Genomic DNA, 17,290 nt, shown 5'->3' with positions numbered 1-17,290 from the left:
GTTTGAGGGGATGGCCGGCCGCAGAGCGGCCGACCTGTTTCTCTTACACAATTCCGGACGGAAAACCGCTTCCTGGAATTGCGTGCCGCGTTACTGGCCGAGACGCAGGAAGAGATCGGCGACGACGACCGAGCCCATATAGGTGCCGACCATCACGCAGATCGCGACGATGACGATCTTCCAGCCCGAGCGGCGGGCGATCGCGAACTCGTTCGCCGTCAAGGCAAGGCCGCCATAGGCAAGCGCCGGGGTCGCCAATGCGAGGAAGTTGAGGTGCTCGACCTGTTCGCTGACCCAGGCTGCACCCGGAACGCCCGGGATGGTGATGAGGATCGCGATCAGCGAAACCCAGGCGACGCTTGGCAGGTAGAAGGGCACGAAGCGGGCGAGCGCCAGGCCGACGATACAGGCGGCATATAGCGTCGCCATGCCCGGCAATGCGGTGAGCGGCGACGTTCCGGTGCCGACCCAGTTGGCGACAAGGCCGATCGCACAGGCGATGATCAGCAGGCCGGCATGGCCGATCACATCGAGCTTGCGTTCGTCCTCGGGGTTCAGCGGGAGATCGTCGGCGTAGTTGGCGGAGGTGTTCTGGTTGGTCATGGTTCTCTCTCCCGATCAGGCTGCGGTGCGACGCTCGGATGGGCGCGCCTTGTTGTAGAGCCACTCCGTCAACGGCAGCGCCACGAACATGCCGACATAGAGGCCGGTGGCATAGGTCAGGATGTTGCTGGCGGCGGCGAGCGCGAGAATGATGTCCTTCTGGTCCGGCACCGCCGCGACGAGACCGCCGGTGCAGGCCGCCAGCATCGAGCCGGAGCCGACGCCGCAGGACATGGCGAGCGCACGCACGTCGAAGATGCCGAGGCCGTGAACGATCGGCGGCATGATGGCGAAGACGAAGGTGCCGATCAGCGTGCCGGTCGCATAAACGCCCATGGCGCCGGCACCTTCCGGCGAGTTGAGGCCATATTTGTCGGCGATCAGCGCGATGTTCGGCTCGCGGTCGATCGAATAGGTGGCGCCGACGGCTTCACGGCCCATCTTGAGAAGGAACACTGCGACCGGGAAGGCGACGATGATCGTTCCGAGATTGCCGAGTTCCTGCAGAACCAGCGCCGGGCCGGCCTCGATGATCTGCGAAATCTGCGGGCCGACCGTCGTTCCGAACTTGGCGATGAACGGCATGATGGCAACGGTGATCATCGCGCCGGAAAGCTTGACCGCATCGCGCGACAGGAACTTGCCGGTCGCCTTGAAAATGGCCGGATTGAAGGCGATGCCAAGCGCGAAGGCGTAAAGGATCGGCAGGAAGATGACGGTGCCGATACCGATCGGCAGACGCTGAATGCCGATCAGCTCGGAGGCGATGACGATCGCCAGCACAAAGATATGCAGATAGAGCGCGCCCGAGGCGGCTCCGGTTTTCCCGGTCATGATGTTCTCCTCTGGTTGGGAGCCAGTTGTTGTTCTTTGCCCAGCGTTCAGAGTAGGCGGTGAGGGCAAATTGCGGCTAGCCGGCCGGCAAGCAACGAAGTGTTGCGATTTGAGCAACGGGCGGGCCGCTGTTCGGGCGGCCATTGGGATCAATCCCGCAGCGCCTTCATGTCATGGCGTCATTCCTGCAGTTCATTCCAGTTGGCGCAACGACGAATCGTCACCGCCTCTGCCCTTGATGTCGCACAGCGGGGAGGGGGAACCAAGCACTATTGGCTTCTCTCGGTGAGACACTTTCCGAAGTCTATTCTGCCCGCGCCCGACGCTTTCCGTTATCTCCTTGATCCTCCCGGCGGCGGAAAACGAAACCGCACAAAATTCCCGAAAATGCCCATTGAAATCGATTACATTTTCTGGCTTCATGGTTTTCGCAAGATTTGGGAGGATCTGATGAAGAAATTTATCGCCGCAGCGCTTGGCGCTGTCGCAACCATTGCCATTTCCGCTTCTTTCGCCAATGCCGAGACCTTCAAGATCGGCCTGTCCAACGGCTGGGTCGGCAGCGAATGGCGCACGCAGATGATCGACGAGGCCAAGGAGGCCGCGGCGAAGTGGAAGGAGAAGGGCGTCGACGTCGAAGTCTCCGTCCAGAGTGCCAATGTCGACGTACCCGGGCAGATCGCGCATGTGCGCAACTTCATCGCCGAAGGCGTTAACGCCATCATCATCAACCCCAACAGCCCGACGGCCTTCGATCCGATCTTCGCCCAGGCGAAGGAAGCCGGCATCCTGGTGATCGCGACGGACGCTGAGGTTTCCTCGCCGGATGCGACCTATGTCGGCATCGACCAGACGGCCTGGGGCGCCGCCGGCGCCAAGTGGCTGGCTGACACGCTCGGCGGCAAGGGCAAGGTGGTCGCCATCAACGGCGTCGCCGGCCATCCGGCCAACGAAATGCGCGTTGCCGGCTACAAGAGCGTCTTCAAGGATTATCCAGATCTGCAGGTGGTCAACGAGGTCAACGCCAACTGGGATCAGGCCCAGGGCCAGCAAGCGATGCAGAACATTCTTGCGACCTATCCTGATATCAACGGCGTCGTCGTGCAGGACGGCATGGCGGCTGGCGCCTGGAAGTCGATCATGGATGCGGGCAAGACCAGCCAGATCGCCGCAACCGGCGAAATCCGCAAGGATTTCATCGATCTCTGGGTCAAGGACAAGCTGAATTCCGGCGCGACCGTCAACCCGCCGGGCGTCATGGCAAGCGCGCTCAACGTCGCGGTGCTGATGCTGCAGGGCAAGGAACTGAAGGAGCCGGCAACGGCTGGCCAGTACAAGAACGCCATGTATCTGCCGATCCCGTTCATCGACAGCAAGAACCTCGGCGACGCCGCCAAGCAGCTCGACGGCAAGCCGGGCTACTACTCCTACACCAACGCGCTTTCGATCGACGACGCCACGGCGTTGTTCAAGTAAGTTCGGGTTTCGCCGGGCGACTCTTGTCTTGAGCCGCCCGGCGACCGATGCCGCCGATGGCCACCGACCAAGGCCGATCGGGCGTGAAAGATTGCTGCAGTGGAGCCGGTGCCGAGCGCGAGCATCCCTGAAGATGCGGCAAGCAACCAAATGGACGACAGCCGATGTCGAAACTGAGACTGAACGGCGTGAGCAAGGCTTACGGCGCAACGCTGGCGCTACGCCGCGGCGACCTTGAGATCGCTGCCGGCGAAGTGCATGTGCTGATGGGCTCCAACGGCTCCGGCAAGAGCACGCTGTGCAAGATCATCGCCGGCAGCGTGCGGCCGGATGGCGGCCAGATCCTGATCAACGACAAGCGCGTGACGATCTCCGGGCCGCAAGCCGCACGCGCCGCCGGCATCGGCATTTTCTACCAGGAACTCAGCCTCGCCAGCCACCGGTCGGTCGAGGAAAACATCTGCCTTTCCGCCCTGCCGGTGAAGGCCGGCCTCTTCATCGACCGGGCGGCAATGAAGGCGCGCGCGGCGCGCTACATCGCCTTGTTCTCGGAGGTCTCCGGCGAAGGTTTCCACGCGGAGGCCCTGGTCGGCAATCTCCGGGCGGACCAGCGGCAACTGGTGGAGATCATGAAGGCGCTCGCCAGCGAAGCGCCGATCCTGATCTTCGACGAGCCGACCTCCGCACTTGACCGCGCCCAGGTCGATCGCTTCTTCGAGATCCTGCGCGATCTCAAAGGCCAGGGTCGCGGCATCATCTTCATCTCGCACCGCATGGACGAAATCACCGCGATCGGCGATCGCGTGACGATCATCCGCGACGGCGAGACCATCGAGACGTTGAAACTCTCCGAGACCGACCCGGCAACGGTCATCCGGCTGATGGTCGGCGGCGCCAGCGACATGCCGGCTGCAAGGTCATCGGCACCAGCGGTGGTGGAAACTGGCGCGCAGACGGCGATCTCCGTACGTAGCCTCTCGGGCAAGGGCTTTCGCGATGTCAGCTTCGAGGTGGCAAAGGGCGAGATCCTCGGGCTCGGCGGGCTGCACGGGCAGGGGCAATCGGCGCTGCTGCGGGCCATCTTCGGCGCAAGCACCGTTTCATCCGGCGAGGTGACGATCGGCGGCGAACGCTATGATGCCAAAAGCCCGCGCGACGCCATTCGCCGTGGCTGCGCCTATGTCTCCGGCGACCGCGGTCGCGACGGCGTCATCAGCGGCCGTCCGATCATAGAGAACGTCACGCCGATCCATTATCTTCGCGACCGGCTGATGCTCGCGCGGCCCTCGAGCCTCAAAAACAAGGCGATGCCGGCGCTCGAAGCGATGCACACCAAGTTTGCGAGCCTCTTCCATCCGATCAATTCGCTTTCCGGCGGCAACCAGCAGAAAGTGATCATCGCCCGATGGCTGATCGATCGGCCCGACGTGCTGCTGCTCGACGACCCAACCAAGGGCATCGACCTCCAGGCCAAGGCCGATCTCTTTGCGCTCATTCGCCAGCTTGCGGCCGAAGGCCTCGGCATCCTGCTCTATTCGTCCGAGGACGCCGAGCTGCTCGGCAACGCCAACCGTATCCTCGTCTTCAACGGCGGCTCGGTGACACGCGAGCTGATCGGTGACGATCGCACCCGCTACAATCTCTACCAGGCTGCATACGAGGCCGCATGATGACATCGACCGCGACAGACATTTCCTCTCCAAGGAGCGGTGGGCTGCGCTCCTGGCTCGAGCGCTACCCCTTCCTGCCGGCACTGGTCATCCTCATCGTGCTGCTGGCGCTGAACGGCCTCTTTTCGCCCAACAGCCTGAGCTACCGCTCGCTGACGGGTCTGCTCAGCACCTATATGGCGCTGATCATGCTGGCGATCGCGCAGACCTATGTCGTCTCCGCCGGCGATATCGATCTTTCCGCCGGCGCGACGCTGTCGCTGGTCAATGTCGCGATCGTCGTCCTGATGGAGCGCTGGGGCGGCGGCGCCGGTGCCGTGCTGCTCGCACTTGCGCTCGGCGTCCTCATCGGACTTGCCTGCGGGCTGGTCAACGGACTGGTCGTCGCAGCACTTCGGCTGCAGGCGATCGTCGCCACCTTTGCGACCAGCATCTTCTTCACCGGGCTGGCGCTCTATGTCATGCCCGTTGCCGGTACGCCGGCGCCGGCACTGTTCTGGCGCACCTATGGCGGCCGCCTCTTGGGCCTGCCCTTCGTCTTCTACGTGCTCGCGGCGCTGGCTGTCCTGCTTTACTTCCTGTCGCGCACGCGCATCGTCACCGAACTGCTGGCCGTCGGTGACGACCAGCAGGCCGCCTATCAGACCGGGCTTCCGGTCGTCGCCGTCCGCATCAAGGGCTACCTTCTGTGCGGACTGTTCTCGGCGCTTGCCGCTTTCTGCCTCACGGGTGATACAGCGAGCGGCGATCCGCTGGTCGGCGGCAAGATGACGCTCTACAGCGTCGCCGCCGTCGTGCTTGGCGGCAGTGCGCTTGCCGGCGGCTGGACGACGGTGGTCGGCTCTCTGCTCGGCGCCCTGACGATCGGCCTCGTCAATTCCCTGGTCTTCTTCATGGGCACGCCGTCGGAATGGCAGAACTTCGTCCAGGGCCTCGCCATTCTGATCGTCTTGATGGCCGGCGTGCTCGCCGGTCGGAGGGCACGCGCATGAGCTCGGTTACGTCGTTCTTCAAACAGCCGCTGGTCGTGGCGCTCATCCTCATCGTCGCGCTGCTCTATCTTGGCCAAAGCCTGTCGCCGGGGTTTGCCTCGGCCGATCAGATCCTCCGGCTCTTGATCGTCGCCTCGCTGCTCGGCATCGTCGCCGCCGGCCAGAACGTCGTCATTCTCGGCGGCCGCGAGGGCATCGACCTCTCCGTCGGCGGCGTCGTGTCGCTCTCGGCGATCATCGCCGGCAATGTCATGAACGGTGCCGATGGCGGCATCCTGCCGGCGGTGCTCGCCTGCCTGGCGGCCGGCGCCTTCTTCGGCCTTTTGAACGGCCTCGGCGTCACGCTTCTGCGCATCCCGCCGCTGGTGATGACACTCGGCATGCTGGGCGTGCTGCAGGGCCTGCTGGTGGTCATCCGCCAGGGCATTCCCTCGGGTCGCGCCGCGCCCGGCCTCTCCGCCTTCGTGACCCAGCCGCTGGCGCTCGGCATTCCCGGCATCATCTGGCTCTGGATCGTGATCGGCCTGTTCATGGCCTTCATGCTGAACCGCACCGTCTTCGGTCATCGGATCTACGCGATCGGCTCCAACGAGCACGCGGCCTATATGGCCGGCGTGCCGGTTCGGCTCATGCGCATCGGTCTCTTCATGATCTCGGGCATGTTCGCCGCGATCGCCGGGCTCTGCCTGCTCGGTTATTCCGGATCGTCTTTCGCCAATGTCGGCGAGCAATACATGCTGTCGTCGATCATCGCGGTCGTCTTTGGCGGCACGTCGCTTGCCGGTGGCAAGGGCGGTTACACCGGGACCATGGCCGGCGCGCTGCTGCTTGTCATCCTCCAGGGCATCCTGACGACGGTGAACATCGACGAGTCCGGCCGTCAGATGGTGTTCGGCGCGACGCTGCTGCTGCTCATGCTGTTCTACGGCCGCGGGAGGGCGATGCGCGCATGAGCGAGCGGCCGAAGATCAAGGATATCGCAGAACGCGCCGGTGTCTCGGTTGCGACCGTTTCGCGGGCACTGAGCGGCTCGTCGCTGGTGACGGACGAGACACGCCAGCGCATCAACGCGCTGGCGCGCGAGCTCAACTACCGCCCGAATGTCAGCGCCCGCAACTTGCGAACGCGCCGGTCGATGTCGGTACTGCTTGTCGTGCGCGACGTCGGCAACCCCTTCTACCTCGAGATCCTGAAGGGCGTGGAGGCGACGGCGCGCGAGGCCGGTTACGCCGTCCTCATGGGCAACACCGAGAACGACCCGGACCGCGAGGTCGAGTATTTCAACATGCTGCGCGACGGCCATGCCGACGGCATGATCCTGATGACCGGCAAGCTGCCGCCGCCTGAGCCGGGCGAAAGCGCCGATCTCTCGCATCTGCCTGTCGTTATCGCGCTCGAAATGATCGAGGGGTCCGGCTTCCCGCATGTGCAAATCGACAACGTCGCCGCCGCTGAGGCTGCGGTCGACCATCTGATCGCGCTCGGCCATCGCCGCATCGCCCATATCGCTGGTCCCCTGCCGGAGGTCATGGCGCTCCACCGCCGCGACGGCTACCGGGCCGCCATGAAAGCGGCCGGCCTTGCGGTCCCCGAGGGGTACGAGGTGCGCGGCGACTACCTGCTCGAAAGCGGCGAGGCCTGCGCCTCGGACCTTTTCGCCCTGCCGGAGCCGCCGACCGCGATTTTCGCCGCCAACGACGAGATGGCCTACGGCGCAATCCATGCGCTACGGCGGCTTGGCCGCGAGGTGCCCGGCGACGTCTCGGTCGTCGGCTTCGACGATCTCTATCTCAGCAAGGCCTTCTATCCGCCGCTGACGACCGTCAGCCAGCCGCGCGCCGACATCGGTCGCACGGCGATGTCGCAGCTTCTCAACGTCCTCTCGGATGGTGACGTCGCCGCAGAGCCGGCCATCGTCCTGCCGACCACGCTCAACATCCGTGGCAGCACCGCGCCGCCACGTAAATAGCCGGAGGTGGGACGAGGAAAGCCGCGTGCGGTTTTCCGCCCGCACCCCGCCGTTACCAAAATCGATCAATGGGAGAAGAGAATGACACAGCTACCGAAGCAGACGCTGCGCGTGGGTTTCGTCGGATCGGGCTTCATCGCCCATTTCCATCTGAAATCGATGATCGGCGTGCGTAATGTCGAGGTCACCGGCGTCTTCAGCCGCAAGGCCGAGAACCGCGAGAAATTTGCAAATGAGGTCGAGGCGCTTGGTCTCGGCAGCTGCCGCACGCATGAAAGCCTGGAAGCGCTGCTGACCGCCGATGACGTCGACGCGGTCTGGATCCTTTCGCCCAACTACACCCGCATCGACGTCATGCGTTCGCTGCACAAGGCCGTCAAAGACGGCCGCAGCAAGGTCTTCGCCGTTGCCTGCGAAAAGCCGCTTGCCCGCACGGTTGCCGAAGCCCGCGAGATGCTGTCGCTGGCCGAGGATGCCGGCCTCAACCACGGTTATCTGGAAAACCAGGTTTTCTGCACGCCGGTGCTGCGTGGCAAGGAAATCATCTGGCGGCGCGCGGCGACGACCACCGGGCGCCCCTATCTGGCGCGCGCGGCCGAGGAACATTCCGGCCCGCACGAACCCTGGTTCTGGCAGGGCGACAAGCAGGGCGGCGGCGTGCTTTCGGACATGATGTGCCACAGCGTCGAGGTCGCGCGCTACCTGCTGACGGCGCCCGGTGCGCCGCGCAATTCGCTGAAGATCAAGGCGGTAAACGGCACCGTCGCCAACCTCAAATGGACGCGTCCCCACTATGCCGAACAACTGCGCAATCGCTTCGGCAACGAGGTCGATTATCGCAACCGGCCGTCCGAGGATTTTGCCCGCGCCACGGTGACGCTCGAAGACCAGGACGGCAACGAGCTGATGATCGAGGCGACCACCTCCTGGGCCTATGTCGGCGCCGGCTTGCGCATCCAGCTCGAATTGCTCGGACCGGAATATGCGCTCGAATACAATTCGCTCTCTACCGGCCTGAAGATCTTCATGTCGCGCGAGGTCAAGGGCTCGGAGGGCGAGGATCTCGTCGAAAAGCAGAATGCCGAGCAGGGCCTGATGCCGGTGCTCGAGGACGAGGCCGGCGTCTACGGCTATACCGACGAAAACCGCCACATGGTCGAGTGCTTCCGCAAGGGCGAAAAGCCGCTCGAAACCTTCGAGGACGGCCTTGCTGTCGTCGAGATGCTGATGGGGCTTTACCGGTCGGCAGAAATCAACGCGACGCTCAACTTCCCGGCGCCGGAGCTCGAACATTACGTGCCGGTCGTCGCGCGCCGGGGTGCCTGACGACTGAAGTTCAGGCCCGCGCGGTCGAGGCCGTGAGGCCGAGTTTGCGGAGCAATTGGGCGGCGGAGGCAATGACCGTCTTCGCCGGCCCGCCCGCAACGAGGGCGGTCGGCGTAGACGCCTGCGCGTAGAGCCCCCCATAATTATACGCTTTCCTCCATGATCCCGGTTGACGGGGATCAATGTCGCCGGGTGCGCATTTGCCTAGGCTGACTCAGTTCTTAAGTCCGGTCGCGAGGAGGAAACGCGATGACATACAAGACAATTCTCGCCGTGGTCGGCGTCGATCATTCCGCAGACGATCTGCGTGCCGCGGCACAGGTCTGCGCTTCGGCAAACGCTCACCTCTCCCTGTTGATCGTCAAGCTCGCCGCTTCTCCGCCGATCGGCGATTTTGCCGCCGCCATCTCGATTGACTGGCTGAACGAACGTCAGCGCGAGGTCGACAAGCTCGAATCCTGCGTGGCAAGCGCAACCGACGTTCTCACCCGGGAAGGCATCTCGTTCAGCGTCGAAACGAAATACACCGAGGCTGCCTGGGCCGATGACGAGATCGGCGAGCGCGCACGCTATGCCGACCTGACGCTCGTGGGCGACGGCCTGATGCTGGACCCGGAGCTACGGTCGCGCACCATCGACGGGACGCTGTTCAACTCCGCGCGACCGGTCCTCGTCCTGCCCAAGGGCAAGCCCGCGCGGCTTGATCCGAGGACGGTGGTGCTTGCCTGGAACTCCCGGCTGGAAGCGGCCCGTGCGGTACGCGAAGCGCTCGACCTGCTGAAGGGCGCCAAGATCGTCCACGTGACGATGGTCGACCCGCGTTCCGCCTACGGCAAGAACGGCGAGGAACCCGGTGCCGATATCGCCGGCTACCTTGCCCGGCATGGCGTTTCGGTTTCCGTCGAGCGGCTGCCGAGCGGCGGGCATCGGGTCGATGACGTGATCAATCGCTTCGCTTCCGACGTGGCCGCCGATCTGATCGTCATGGGCGCCTATGGCCACTCCAGAATGCGTGAACGCGTCTTCGGCGGCGTCACCCGCTCGATGCTCGAAAACGCAGTGGTACCCGTGCTGATGGCCCATTGACAGGCACGGCCGAGCGCGCAGCCATCTGACTGCGCGCCGACGGTCATCAACCCACAGTGGCTGCCCGCCCGGTCACCTCATCGATCTCGATTTCGAAGAAGAGATGCGGCGAGGCGCCGGTAATTGCCTGATCGCCGGGCTTCAGACCGCCCGGTTCCCACCAGTTCACGCGCTGTTCGAGAAGCGACCAGGCGTTCATGCGCTCGCGATGCCATTGTTTCGTATCCGGCAGTTCCTGATAGCGGCCGTAGATGACGACGCTTCGCCAGTCCTTCCGGTCCGTTGCCGTGTCCATTTGAATGCAGACGCGGGGAGTGGCCCGCATCCAGTCGATCTTCTGCCCGGGCATCGAAAAGCCGTAGAGCCTGTTGGCGGCAAAAGCATATTGGATGGGCACGACATAGGGCTGGCCATCCCGGACGCACCCGAGGCGGGCGATGTGGTTCTCGGCGACGAGGTCGATGCATTCCTGCCGCGACATTTCCCTGATCAACATGAAACTCTCCTTTTGAAAGAGGTCATCTGGCACCAGTCTCTGCCTGTCAGGAGAACAGGCATTGATCTCGCTCAATTCGGGCTTTCGGGCCTCCAGCGCCGAAAATTGTCGGGCACGAGCGGAATAAACCGCCCGACACCCCGTTTGCCCTCCCACGAAATCAGCCCGGTGGCTTTCGTGCGGCGCGGTTGCCGCGCGAGCCTGGGCCAGCAAAAAGGGAGCGTAGCTATGACCATCAGCCCGGTGATCGCTTCGGAAAAAGACCTCGTCACCCTGAACGCGGCGGTAGCCGAACGCATTGACGGCCATATGCCGGTGAGTCAGGTGCGCCTGCTCGTCGGCGCAATGCTCGTCGCCTTTGCCGCCGTCCTGATCTTTCTCGCGGCCGACGGCCTGGTGCTGCCGATGCGCCTTTCGCTGATGGTGTTTGCGACGACGCTGATCTGCTGGACGATCTTCGACCTGCCGGAAACGCCGGTGGCGCTTGCCGGGGCGGCGGCTTTGGCCGTGACCGGCGCCGTCGGCGAAGAGGCGGTTTATGCCGCGCTTGGCAACGACATCGTCTGGCTGATGATGGCGGCATCGGTGATCGCGGCGGTGCTGCAGGCATCTGGTCTCGTTGAGCGGCTCGCCTTCCGGCTGCTTGCCCGTTTCCGCGATGTCAGCCGGCTGTTCTGGGTGGTGACGCTGACGATCTTCGTGACTGCCTTCGTCATCCCCTCGACCTCGGCGCGGGCGGCGATCTTCATGCCGGTCTTCCTGGGGCTTGCCTCGACCATCGGCCGCCCTGGCGTCACCCGCGCGCTGGCCCTCCTGTTCCCGTCGGTGATCCTGCTTTCGGCGGCCGCCTCGCTGACCGGCGCTGGCGCCCATCTCGTTGCCGTCGATTTCATTCGCCGCAGCGGCGGTGAGGCGCCGGGTTTTCTCGGCTGGGCCTTGCTTGCCGCGCCCTTCGCGCTGCTGACGAGCCTCCTTGCCTGCGGCCTGATCCTGCGCTTCTTCCTCGACGATGCCGACCGGAACTCGCGCTTCGACCTGCCGGCCGCGCCTACGGAGAAACCTCCGTTTTCGGCGCGCGACAAGGCAATCCTTGCCGTGACCGCTGCGATCGTCGCAGCACTCGCGACCTCGGACCTGCACGGCATCGCGCTGCCGGTGGTGGCACTCGTCGGCGCTCTTGTCCTTGCGTCGGAAAAGATCTCCGGCATGCCGTTTCGCAAGGCGCTGAAGGGTGTCGAGTGGAACCTGCTTCTGTTTCTTGCCGGCACGCTCGTCATCGGCGAAGCGCTGCTGTCGACCGGCACGGCGACGGAACTTGCCGATCGCCTGATCGGTGCCTTCGGCCAGATCGGCAAGCCGCCGGCGTGGCTGGTCGTGCTTCTCGCCATTGCGGTCGCGACCTTTGCCCATATCGTCCTTGCCTCGCGAACGGCTCGCGCGACAGTGCTCATTCCGGCCGTTGCGCTGCCACTGGCGGGCTTCGGGGTCAGCCCCGCCAGCCTCATCATGGTCACAGCCATAGGTAGTGGCTTTTGCCAGACGCTGATGGTTTCGGCGAAGCCCGTAGCGCTGTTCGGAGGTATGGAACCACCCGCTTTCAGCCCTTCCGATCTCCTGCGCTTGGCCTTGATGCTGGCGCTCCCGTTCATCGCGTTGCTTGCCCTGTTCGCGCTTGTGATCTGGCCTGCAGTCGGGTTGGAAACATGACGATAAGCATCTGATATAATGTCATTTTAAGAGCCGAAGCGTCTGTCGCTTCGGCTCTTTTCTTTTTCTTTTCGTAAAAGAAAGAATTCTGCATTTCGGCCGGAATAAACGTGGCGAGCTGCCGTTTCTCCCCTGCATCCGCATTGTCACAAAAGTGCAAGGAGATTGTCACATGTCACTTACCATTCTGGTTGCACCGTCCGGTTTCAAGGAAAGCCTGTCGGCGGAAGAAGCTGCCAACTGCATCGAGAAGGGCGTGCTGCGCGCCTGCCCGAGCGCCGAGGTCCTCAAGGTGCCCATGGTCGACGGCGGTGAAGGCTTCACCAAGGCGCTCGTCGCTATCACCGGCGGCAGCCTGCACGAACTGACCGTGACCGGCCCGCTCGGCGAACCCGTCGCCTCGCATTTCGGTTTCCTCGGCGGGCAGTCCGAACGCACGGCCGTCATCGAAATGGCCGCGGCCGCCGGTTTGCGACTGGTCCCGCGCGATCGGCGCAACCCCTGCCTCACCACCAGCTACGGCGTCGGTGAGCTGATCCGGGCGGCCCTCGACGCCGGCGCCCGCCGTATCCTGCTTGGCTGCGGCGACAGCGGCATCAACGATGGCGGCGCCGGCATGGCCGCAGCCTTGGGCGTGAAGCTGCTCGACCGGAAGGGCAAACCGCTTGCGCCCGGCGGTGCGGCACTGGCGTCGCTGGCGCGCATCGACATTTCGGGCCGCGATCCGCGCCTCGCCGAGGTTCGCATCGACGCGGCCGTCAACTGGCACAATGTGCTGCTCGGCGCACGCGGCGTTGCCCGTGTCTTCGGGCCGCAGAAGGGCGCAACGCCGGAGCAGGTGGAACTGCTCGCGGCTGCGATGGAGACCTATGCCGCAGCCATCGAGACGGCAACCGGTATCGCGGTCGGCGACGTAGCGGGAGCGGGCGCGTCCGGTGGTCTCGGGGCGGCGGTCATGGGGCTGCTCGGCGGCGCGCTGCATCCGCGCTACGACATCGTGATGCGCTATCTCGATCTCGACAGCATGATCGCCAGGGCCGATCTGGTGATCACCGCCGAAGGCAGCCTCGACGGGCAGACGCCGTTCGGCAAGGTGCCGGCCGAGGTCGGGCACAGGGCGAAGGAGGCGGGCCGCCCCGTGATCGCTCTCGCCGGTACGATTGGCAAGGGCGTGACCCTCAATTTCGAGCACGGCATCGACGCTTTCGCCTCGATCCTGAAGGCGCCCTGCACCCTCGACGATGCCATCAACGCCGCGCCGAAACTGCTCGTTCGTGCGGCTGAAGATGCCGTGCGCATGGTGCGCGTCGGAATGCTGCTCAACGAACGCGGACTGGCTGCCTGACAAAACGGCCACACTCTGGCGGGACGGCGGCGCTGCCGTCTCCCGCCGGAGCCGCGCGGCGGCTACGTCATGCAATCGCCAAGGTTGTCCTCGCAGTCTTCGTAAACGCAGGACGGATCACGAGGACCAAACGCAAAATGTCAAATGGATGGGAGGAGTCGGCGGCTGCCTGGATTTCCGGGCTGGGCGCCGAGGGGGATTTTGCGCGGCGCTTCGTCCTCGATGCGCCCATGCTCGAAAGGGCGCGGCAAAGCGGGGCAAGGGCTGTCCTCGATGTCGGGTGCGGCGAGGGGCGGTTCTGCCGGCTGCTTACGGCGGAGGGGCTGAGCACCGTCGGCATCGATCCCGCCGGGTCGCTCGTTAGTCAGGCGAGGCGTCTGCATCCCGATGGTGACTATCGCATCGCACAGGCCGAAGGACTGCCTTTCGCGGAGAAGACTTTCGATCTGGTCGTTGCCTATCTCAGCCTCATCGACATCGCCGATCTGGATGCGGCGGTTGGCGAGATGAACCGGGTTCTCCGCCCGGGCGGTCATCTGCTGATCGCGAACCTGACCAGCTTTTACAGCGCCAGCAACCCGACCGGCTGGCGCGATGGCGGCGATGGCAAGCGCAGTTTCATGATCGACCACTACATGGATGAACGGTCCGATTGGATCGGCTGGGGCGATCTTCGGGTCATGAACTGGCACCGGCCGCTCAGCACCTACATGTCGCTGTTGCTGGGAGCGGGCCTGCAGTTGCGCTATTTCGACGAACCATTGCCGCGTGGCGGCGAACCGGAACAAAGGGACCTCTTTAGAAGGGTCCCCTCGTTCCTGGTCATGGATTGGCAAAAGCCGTAGTTCAGTGCTGCCCGCTCGACGCTGCTACGAGCGGCAGAGCTCGCGGGCATTGAGAACGCCCCAGCCGAACACGGGATCCTTGCCCGGCGCGCCGAGGTCCTGCGCCGTCTCCGTGACGAGTTTTGCAACTTCCTGGGCCGACAGCGACGGATGCGAGGCCCTGAGAATGGCGGAGGCAGCCGTGACGAAGGGGGCGGCAAAGGATGTGCCGGTCTTGGGCGCTGCCCCCTCGATCGAGGCTGCCGTCCAGACACTCGTGCCGAGTGCTGCGACATCGATATGGTCGCCGCGCCCGGCGCGGCGATAGGGCTTGAAGTTGCGGTCGACCGCGGTGACCGCGATCATCGCCGGATAGGCGGCGGGATAGACGGGTTTAGCCCGCGGGCCGTCATTGCCTGCCGCCGCCACCTGGATGATGTTTCGCTCGGCTACGAGCGCGACGGTCTTTTCGAGCAGCAGATTGTGTGGCCCGGAGAGGCTCATGTTGATGACCGCGACCTTGCGCGAGGCCAGGAGATCGATGGCGCGTACCAGATCGTAGGTCTCGGCGATATCGCTCTCGCCGCCCTTACGCTGGAAGGCGTCGACGGCGATCAGGTGGGCATTGCCGAGCAGGCCCGGCGCGCGACTGTCCTTCCGCCCGGCAATGAGAGCTGCGACCGCGGTTCCGTGCTGGCGGCCGGATTCCGGTGCCTCTTCCTCCGCCAGCCTGACGATGTCGAGCCTGACGTCTTTCAGTGAGGGATGGGCGGGGTTGATCGCCGTGTCGATCAGCCCGATCGGACCGGCAGCCGGGCACGCGGCGCCGGCGTCGGGCCAGCCGATGGCGGTGCGAACGAGCGCGCAACCGCCGTCGGCACAGGGAGCCGGTGAGGCGGTGCCTTCGTTCGGCTCGAAATAGTGGTTGAGATCGGCGATTGCTCCGGGCGTCGCATCCGCGACCTGCCGGCGGGCATCCTCGAGCGTCATGCCGCGGGGGGCGCCGAGCTTGACGATCTCTGTCGTCGAAAGCCCGAGCGGCTCTCGTGCACGCACTGTGAAGCCGCTTTCCGCAAGGCGCTGGATAGCGGCATCGTTGAGACCGAGCGCGATGATTTCACCGGGAACATGCGTTGCCCGGCGCGCTGCCGGACGCTGGCGCACGACGCGGCGCTCCGACGTCCCGCGGAAGAGATCGAGCAGATTGCCGCCTCCCCGCCAGGTGTTGCTTGAGTCGCGATCGCCTGAGCCGCGGGACGAACCGCCACCGCCACCATCGTCATCGTCGTCGTCCGCCTGGGCCTGACTGATTGGGGCAAAGCGAACGGTTGAATTGCCATCGTTACTACCGCCAAAGGAGAGATCCCCAGCACCGGTTGCCAGGCCGCACAACGACAGGACGGTCAGTCGAAACAGGCGTTTTTTCAAGGTTTTCTCCTTGTGTAGCGGCATCCGAAAACGAAAGCTTACCGTGAACGGACGGACCATAAGTGGTGACTTTCGGGTGTAGTTCCCATAACGCTCAACGGATGAATGGACAAATTATTCCACCGGTGACGAAGGGTAGCGCCAAAAGGAACGCCCGATGACGGATCCGACCATCGTCTTCGGCGAGCGCCTGGTCGCGTTTCTGCCGAACCTGCGCCGCTTTGCCATTTCGCTTTGCCGGTCGCGCGACGTGGCCGACGATCTGGTGCAGGCGGCCTGCGAAAAGGCGCTAGCCGGTTCGGACCGCTTCGAGGAAGGCACGCGCTTTGACGCCTGGATGTTCCGCATCCTGCGCAACCTCTGGATCGACCAGCTGCGCCGGCAGAAGACCGCCGGCCCGACGGAGGAGATCGAGGCGCAGGCCGAACTCGCCGTTCCTTCGGGCGAGGCCGGGAGCGAGGCGCGCATGGCGCTGAAGAGCGTGGCGGCTGCGATCGACGGCCTGGTGCTCGAACAGCGCGAGGTACTGATCCTCACCTGCGTCGAGGAGCTTTCCTACAAGGAGGCAGCCGAAGTTCTCGGCATTCCGATCGGAACCGTCATGAGCAGGCTCGCCCGGGCGCGTAAAAATCTTGCGGAGGCAACGGGAATAGAACCGCCGGTCGCGCGTTCACAGGACATGAGAGGCGGGACAAGATGAGCGACACGGAATTCAGCGATGAGATCTTGATGGCGTTCGCCGACGGCGAACTCGACGAGGCGACAATGCGCCGTGTCGAGGCGGCGCTGGAAACGGACGACGAATTGATGGCGCGCGTGGCGATGTTCATGGAAACGCGCGCCGCCGCAAGCGAGGCGCTGAAGCCGGTGCTCGACGAGCCGGTGCCGGACGAACTGGTCGCTAAGGTGCGGGCCATGGCGGCGGCCGCGGGCGACGCAGCGCGCGCGGCGGACGCACCGGCTGCAGCCGGCGATAATGTCGTGGCCTTCCGGCGCCCTGCGGATCAGCCGGCGTCGCCGAACGGTAGCCCCTCGCGGTTTCTGATGGCGCTGGCAGCGTCGCTGCTGGTGGTCGTCGGCGGCGCTGGCGGCTACCTGCTTCGCGGCGGTGGGCTGGCGGATCCAGGCGGGGTGCCGGGCGCGATGCAGGTGGCCGGCACTGTCGGCCCGGCGCTCTCCGCCATCCTTGACAAGGCGGCTTCGGGAGACGAAGTCGCCGTTGGAGAAGGGCAGGGGACGGTCCGGCTGGTATCGGCCTTCGAGCTCGGCTCGGGGCAGCTCTGCCGCGAATACGAACTCGCCCAGCCCGGTGAGCCCGGTCTGGTGTCGGTCGCCTGCCGCAAGGCGTCGACCTGGCAGACGCGGCTCGCCGTCACTAGGCCGGAAGGCGGAGACGGCTATGCGCCCGCCTCTTCGCTTGAGACCGTCGATGCTTTTCTGACGTCGATCGGCGCCGGGCAGCCGCTCGATGCGGACGCCGAGAAGAAGGCGCTCTCCGGCACGAAATAGACCGTGAATTCCAACGTCGGGCAAT

Annotated in this window: 16 protein-coding genes; 12 read left to right on the top strand and 4 right to left on the bottom strand. The window is 64.7% G+C overall.

The features are described from left to right. Window positions 1–90: 90 nt before the first annotated feature. On the bottom strand, window positions 91–603 hold the full coding sequence (locus FA04_RS26230; protein WP_034805654.1) for a hypothetical protein: 513 nt from the start codon (window positions 601–603) through the stop codon (window positions 91–93). Between the two features lie 15 nt (window positions 604–618). Then, window positions 619–1,437: a DUF3100 domain-containing protein gene (locus FA04_RS26225; RefSeq protein WP_034805657.1), complete on the bottom strand. Its 819-nt coding sequence runs from the start codon at window positions 1,435–1,437 to the stop codon at window positions 619–621. Window positions 1,438–1,887: 450 nt separating this feature from the next. Here FA04_RS26225 and FA04_RS26220 point away from each other — a divergent pair, with 450 nt between their 5' ends. The 7 genes from FA04_RS26220 (at window position 1,888) to FA04_RS26190 (ending at window position 9,956) form a co-directional block, all read left to right on the top strand. Beyond that, on the top strand, window positions 1,888–2,913 hold the full coding sequence (locus FA04_RS26220; RefSeq protein WP_034805952.1) for an ABC transporter substrate-binding protein: 1,026 nt from the start codon (window positions 1,888–1,890) through the stop codon (window positions 2,911–2,913). Between the two features lie 164 nt (window positions 2,914–3,077). Further along, window positions 3,078–4,583 (top strand): sugar ABC transporter ATP-binding protein, encoded by a 1,506-nt coding sequence (locus tag FA04_RS26215; protein ID WP_034805659.1) that lies wholly within the window; start codon window positions 3,078–3,080, stop codon window positions 4,581–4,583. Then, window positions 4,583–5,575, top strand: a complete 993-nt coding sequence (locus FA04_RS26210) for an ABC transporter permease (RefSeq protein WP_034805955.1) — start codon at window positions 4,583–4,585, stop codon at window positions 5,573–5,575. Before FA04_RS26215 ends, FA04_RS26210 begins: the two co-directional genes overlap by 1 nt. Further along, window positions 5,572–6,528, top strand: a complete 957-nt coding sequence (locus FA04_RS26205; protein WP_034805661.1) for an ABC transporter permease — start codon at window positions 5,572–5,574, stop codon at window positions 6,526–6,528. The genes FA04_RS26210 and FA04_RS26205 overlap by 4 nt, the downstream gene beginning before the upstream one ends. Further along, window positions 6,525–7,544 (top strand): LacI family DNA-binding transcriptional regulator, encoded by a 1,020-nt coding sequence (locus FA04_RS26200; protein WP_034805663.1) that lies wholly within the window; start codon window positions 6,525–6,527, stop codon window positions 7,542–7,544. Before FA04_RS26205 ends, FA04_RS26200 begins: the two co-directional genes overlap by 4 nt. A gap of 81 nt (window positions 7,545–7,625) precedes the next feature. Next, entirely contained in the window at window positions 7,626–8,870 is a 1,245-nt protein-coding gene (locus tag FA04_RS26195) for a Gfo/Idh/MocA family protein (protein ID WP_034805665.1), read from the top strand. Between the two features lie 249 nt (window positions 8,871–9,119). Next, window positions 9,120–9,956 (top strand): universal stress protein, encoded by an 837-nt coding sequence (locus FA04_RS26190; protein WP_034805667.1) that lies wholly within the window; start codon window positions 9,120–9,122, stop codon window positions 9,954–9,956. 46 nt (window positions 9,957–10,002) lie between these two features. On the opposite strand, the gene FA04_RS26185 is transcribed toward FA04_RS26190, so the two are convergent. Next, the gene (locus FA04_RS26185) at window positions 10,003–10,452 is read right to left on the bottom strand and encodes a pyridoxamine 5'-phosphate oxidase family protein (protein WP_034805669.1); all 450 of its coding nucleotides are present in this window, start codon (window positions 10,450–10,452) and stop codon (window positions 10,003–10,005) included. Window positions 10,453–10,680: 228 nt separating this feature from the next. On the opposite strand from FA04_RS26185, the gene FA04_RS26180 reads away from it, so the two are divergent. The 3 genes from FA04_RS26180 to FA04_RS26170 all read left to right on the top strand — a co-directional run bounded on the left by FA04_RS26180 (window position 10,681) and on the right by FA04_RS26170 (window position 14,349). Continuing rightward, on the top strand, window positions 10,681–12,159 hold the full coding sequence (locus FA04_RS26180; protein WP_234798788.1) for an SLC13 family permease: 1,479 nt from the start codon (window positions 10,681–10,683) through the stop codon (window positions 12,157–12,159). 172 nt (window positions 12,160–12,331) lie between these two features. Next, a complete protein-coding gene (locus tag FA04_RS26175; protein WP_034805670.1) occupies window positions 12,332–13,504 on the top strand; it encodes a glycerate kinase family protein in 1,173 nt (390 codons plus the stop codon). Between the two features lie 137 nt (window positions 13,505–13,641). Next, the gene (locus tag FA04_RS26170; protein ID WP_034805671.1) at window positions 13,642–14,349 is read left to right on the top strand and encodes a class I SAM-dependent methyltransferase; all 708 of its coding nucleotides are present in this window, start codon (window positions 13,642–13,644) and stop codon (window positions 14,347–14,349) included. Window positions 14,350–14,373: 24 nt separating this feature from the next. Here the strand turns inward: FA04_RS26170 and FA04_RS26165 are convergent, their stop codons facing one another. Further along, window positions 14,374–15,756 (bottom strand): S8 family serine peptidase, encoded by a 1,383-nt coding sequence (locus FA04_RS26165; protein ID WP_234798787.1) that lies wholly within the window; start codon window positions 15,754–15,756, stop codon window positions 14,374–14,376. A gap of 157 nt (window positions 15,757–15,913) precedes the next feature. Here FA04_RS26165 and FA04_RS26160 point away from each other — a divergent pair, with 157 nt between their 5' ends. Further along, window positions 15,914–16,456, top strand: a complete 543-nt coding sequence (locus tag FA04_RS26160; RefSeq protein ID WP_034805673.1) for an RNA polymerase sigma factor — start codon at window positions 15,914–15,916, stop codon at window positions 16,454–16,456. Beyond that, window positions 16,453–17,265, top strand: coding sequence for an anti-sigma factor family protein (locus FA04_RS26155; protein WP_034805676.1), 813 nt, complete (start codon window positions 16,453–16,455; stop codon window positions 17,263–17,265). Before FA04_RS26160 ends, FA04_RS26155 begins: the two co-directional genes overlap by 4 nt. Window positions 17,266–17,290: the final 25 nt, after the last annotated feature.

Source organism: Ensifer adhaerens, assembly GCF_000697965.2.
GTDB classification, from domain to species: Bacteria; Pseudomonadota; Alphaproteobacteria; order Rhizobiales; family Rhizobiaceae; genus Ensifer; species Ensifer adhaerens.
Note: the sequence above shows the minus strand (reverse complement) of the source record. Positions and strands in the feature narration are given on the sequence as shown.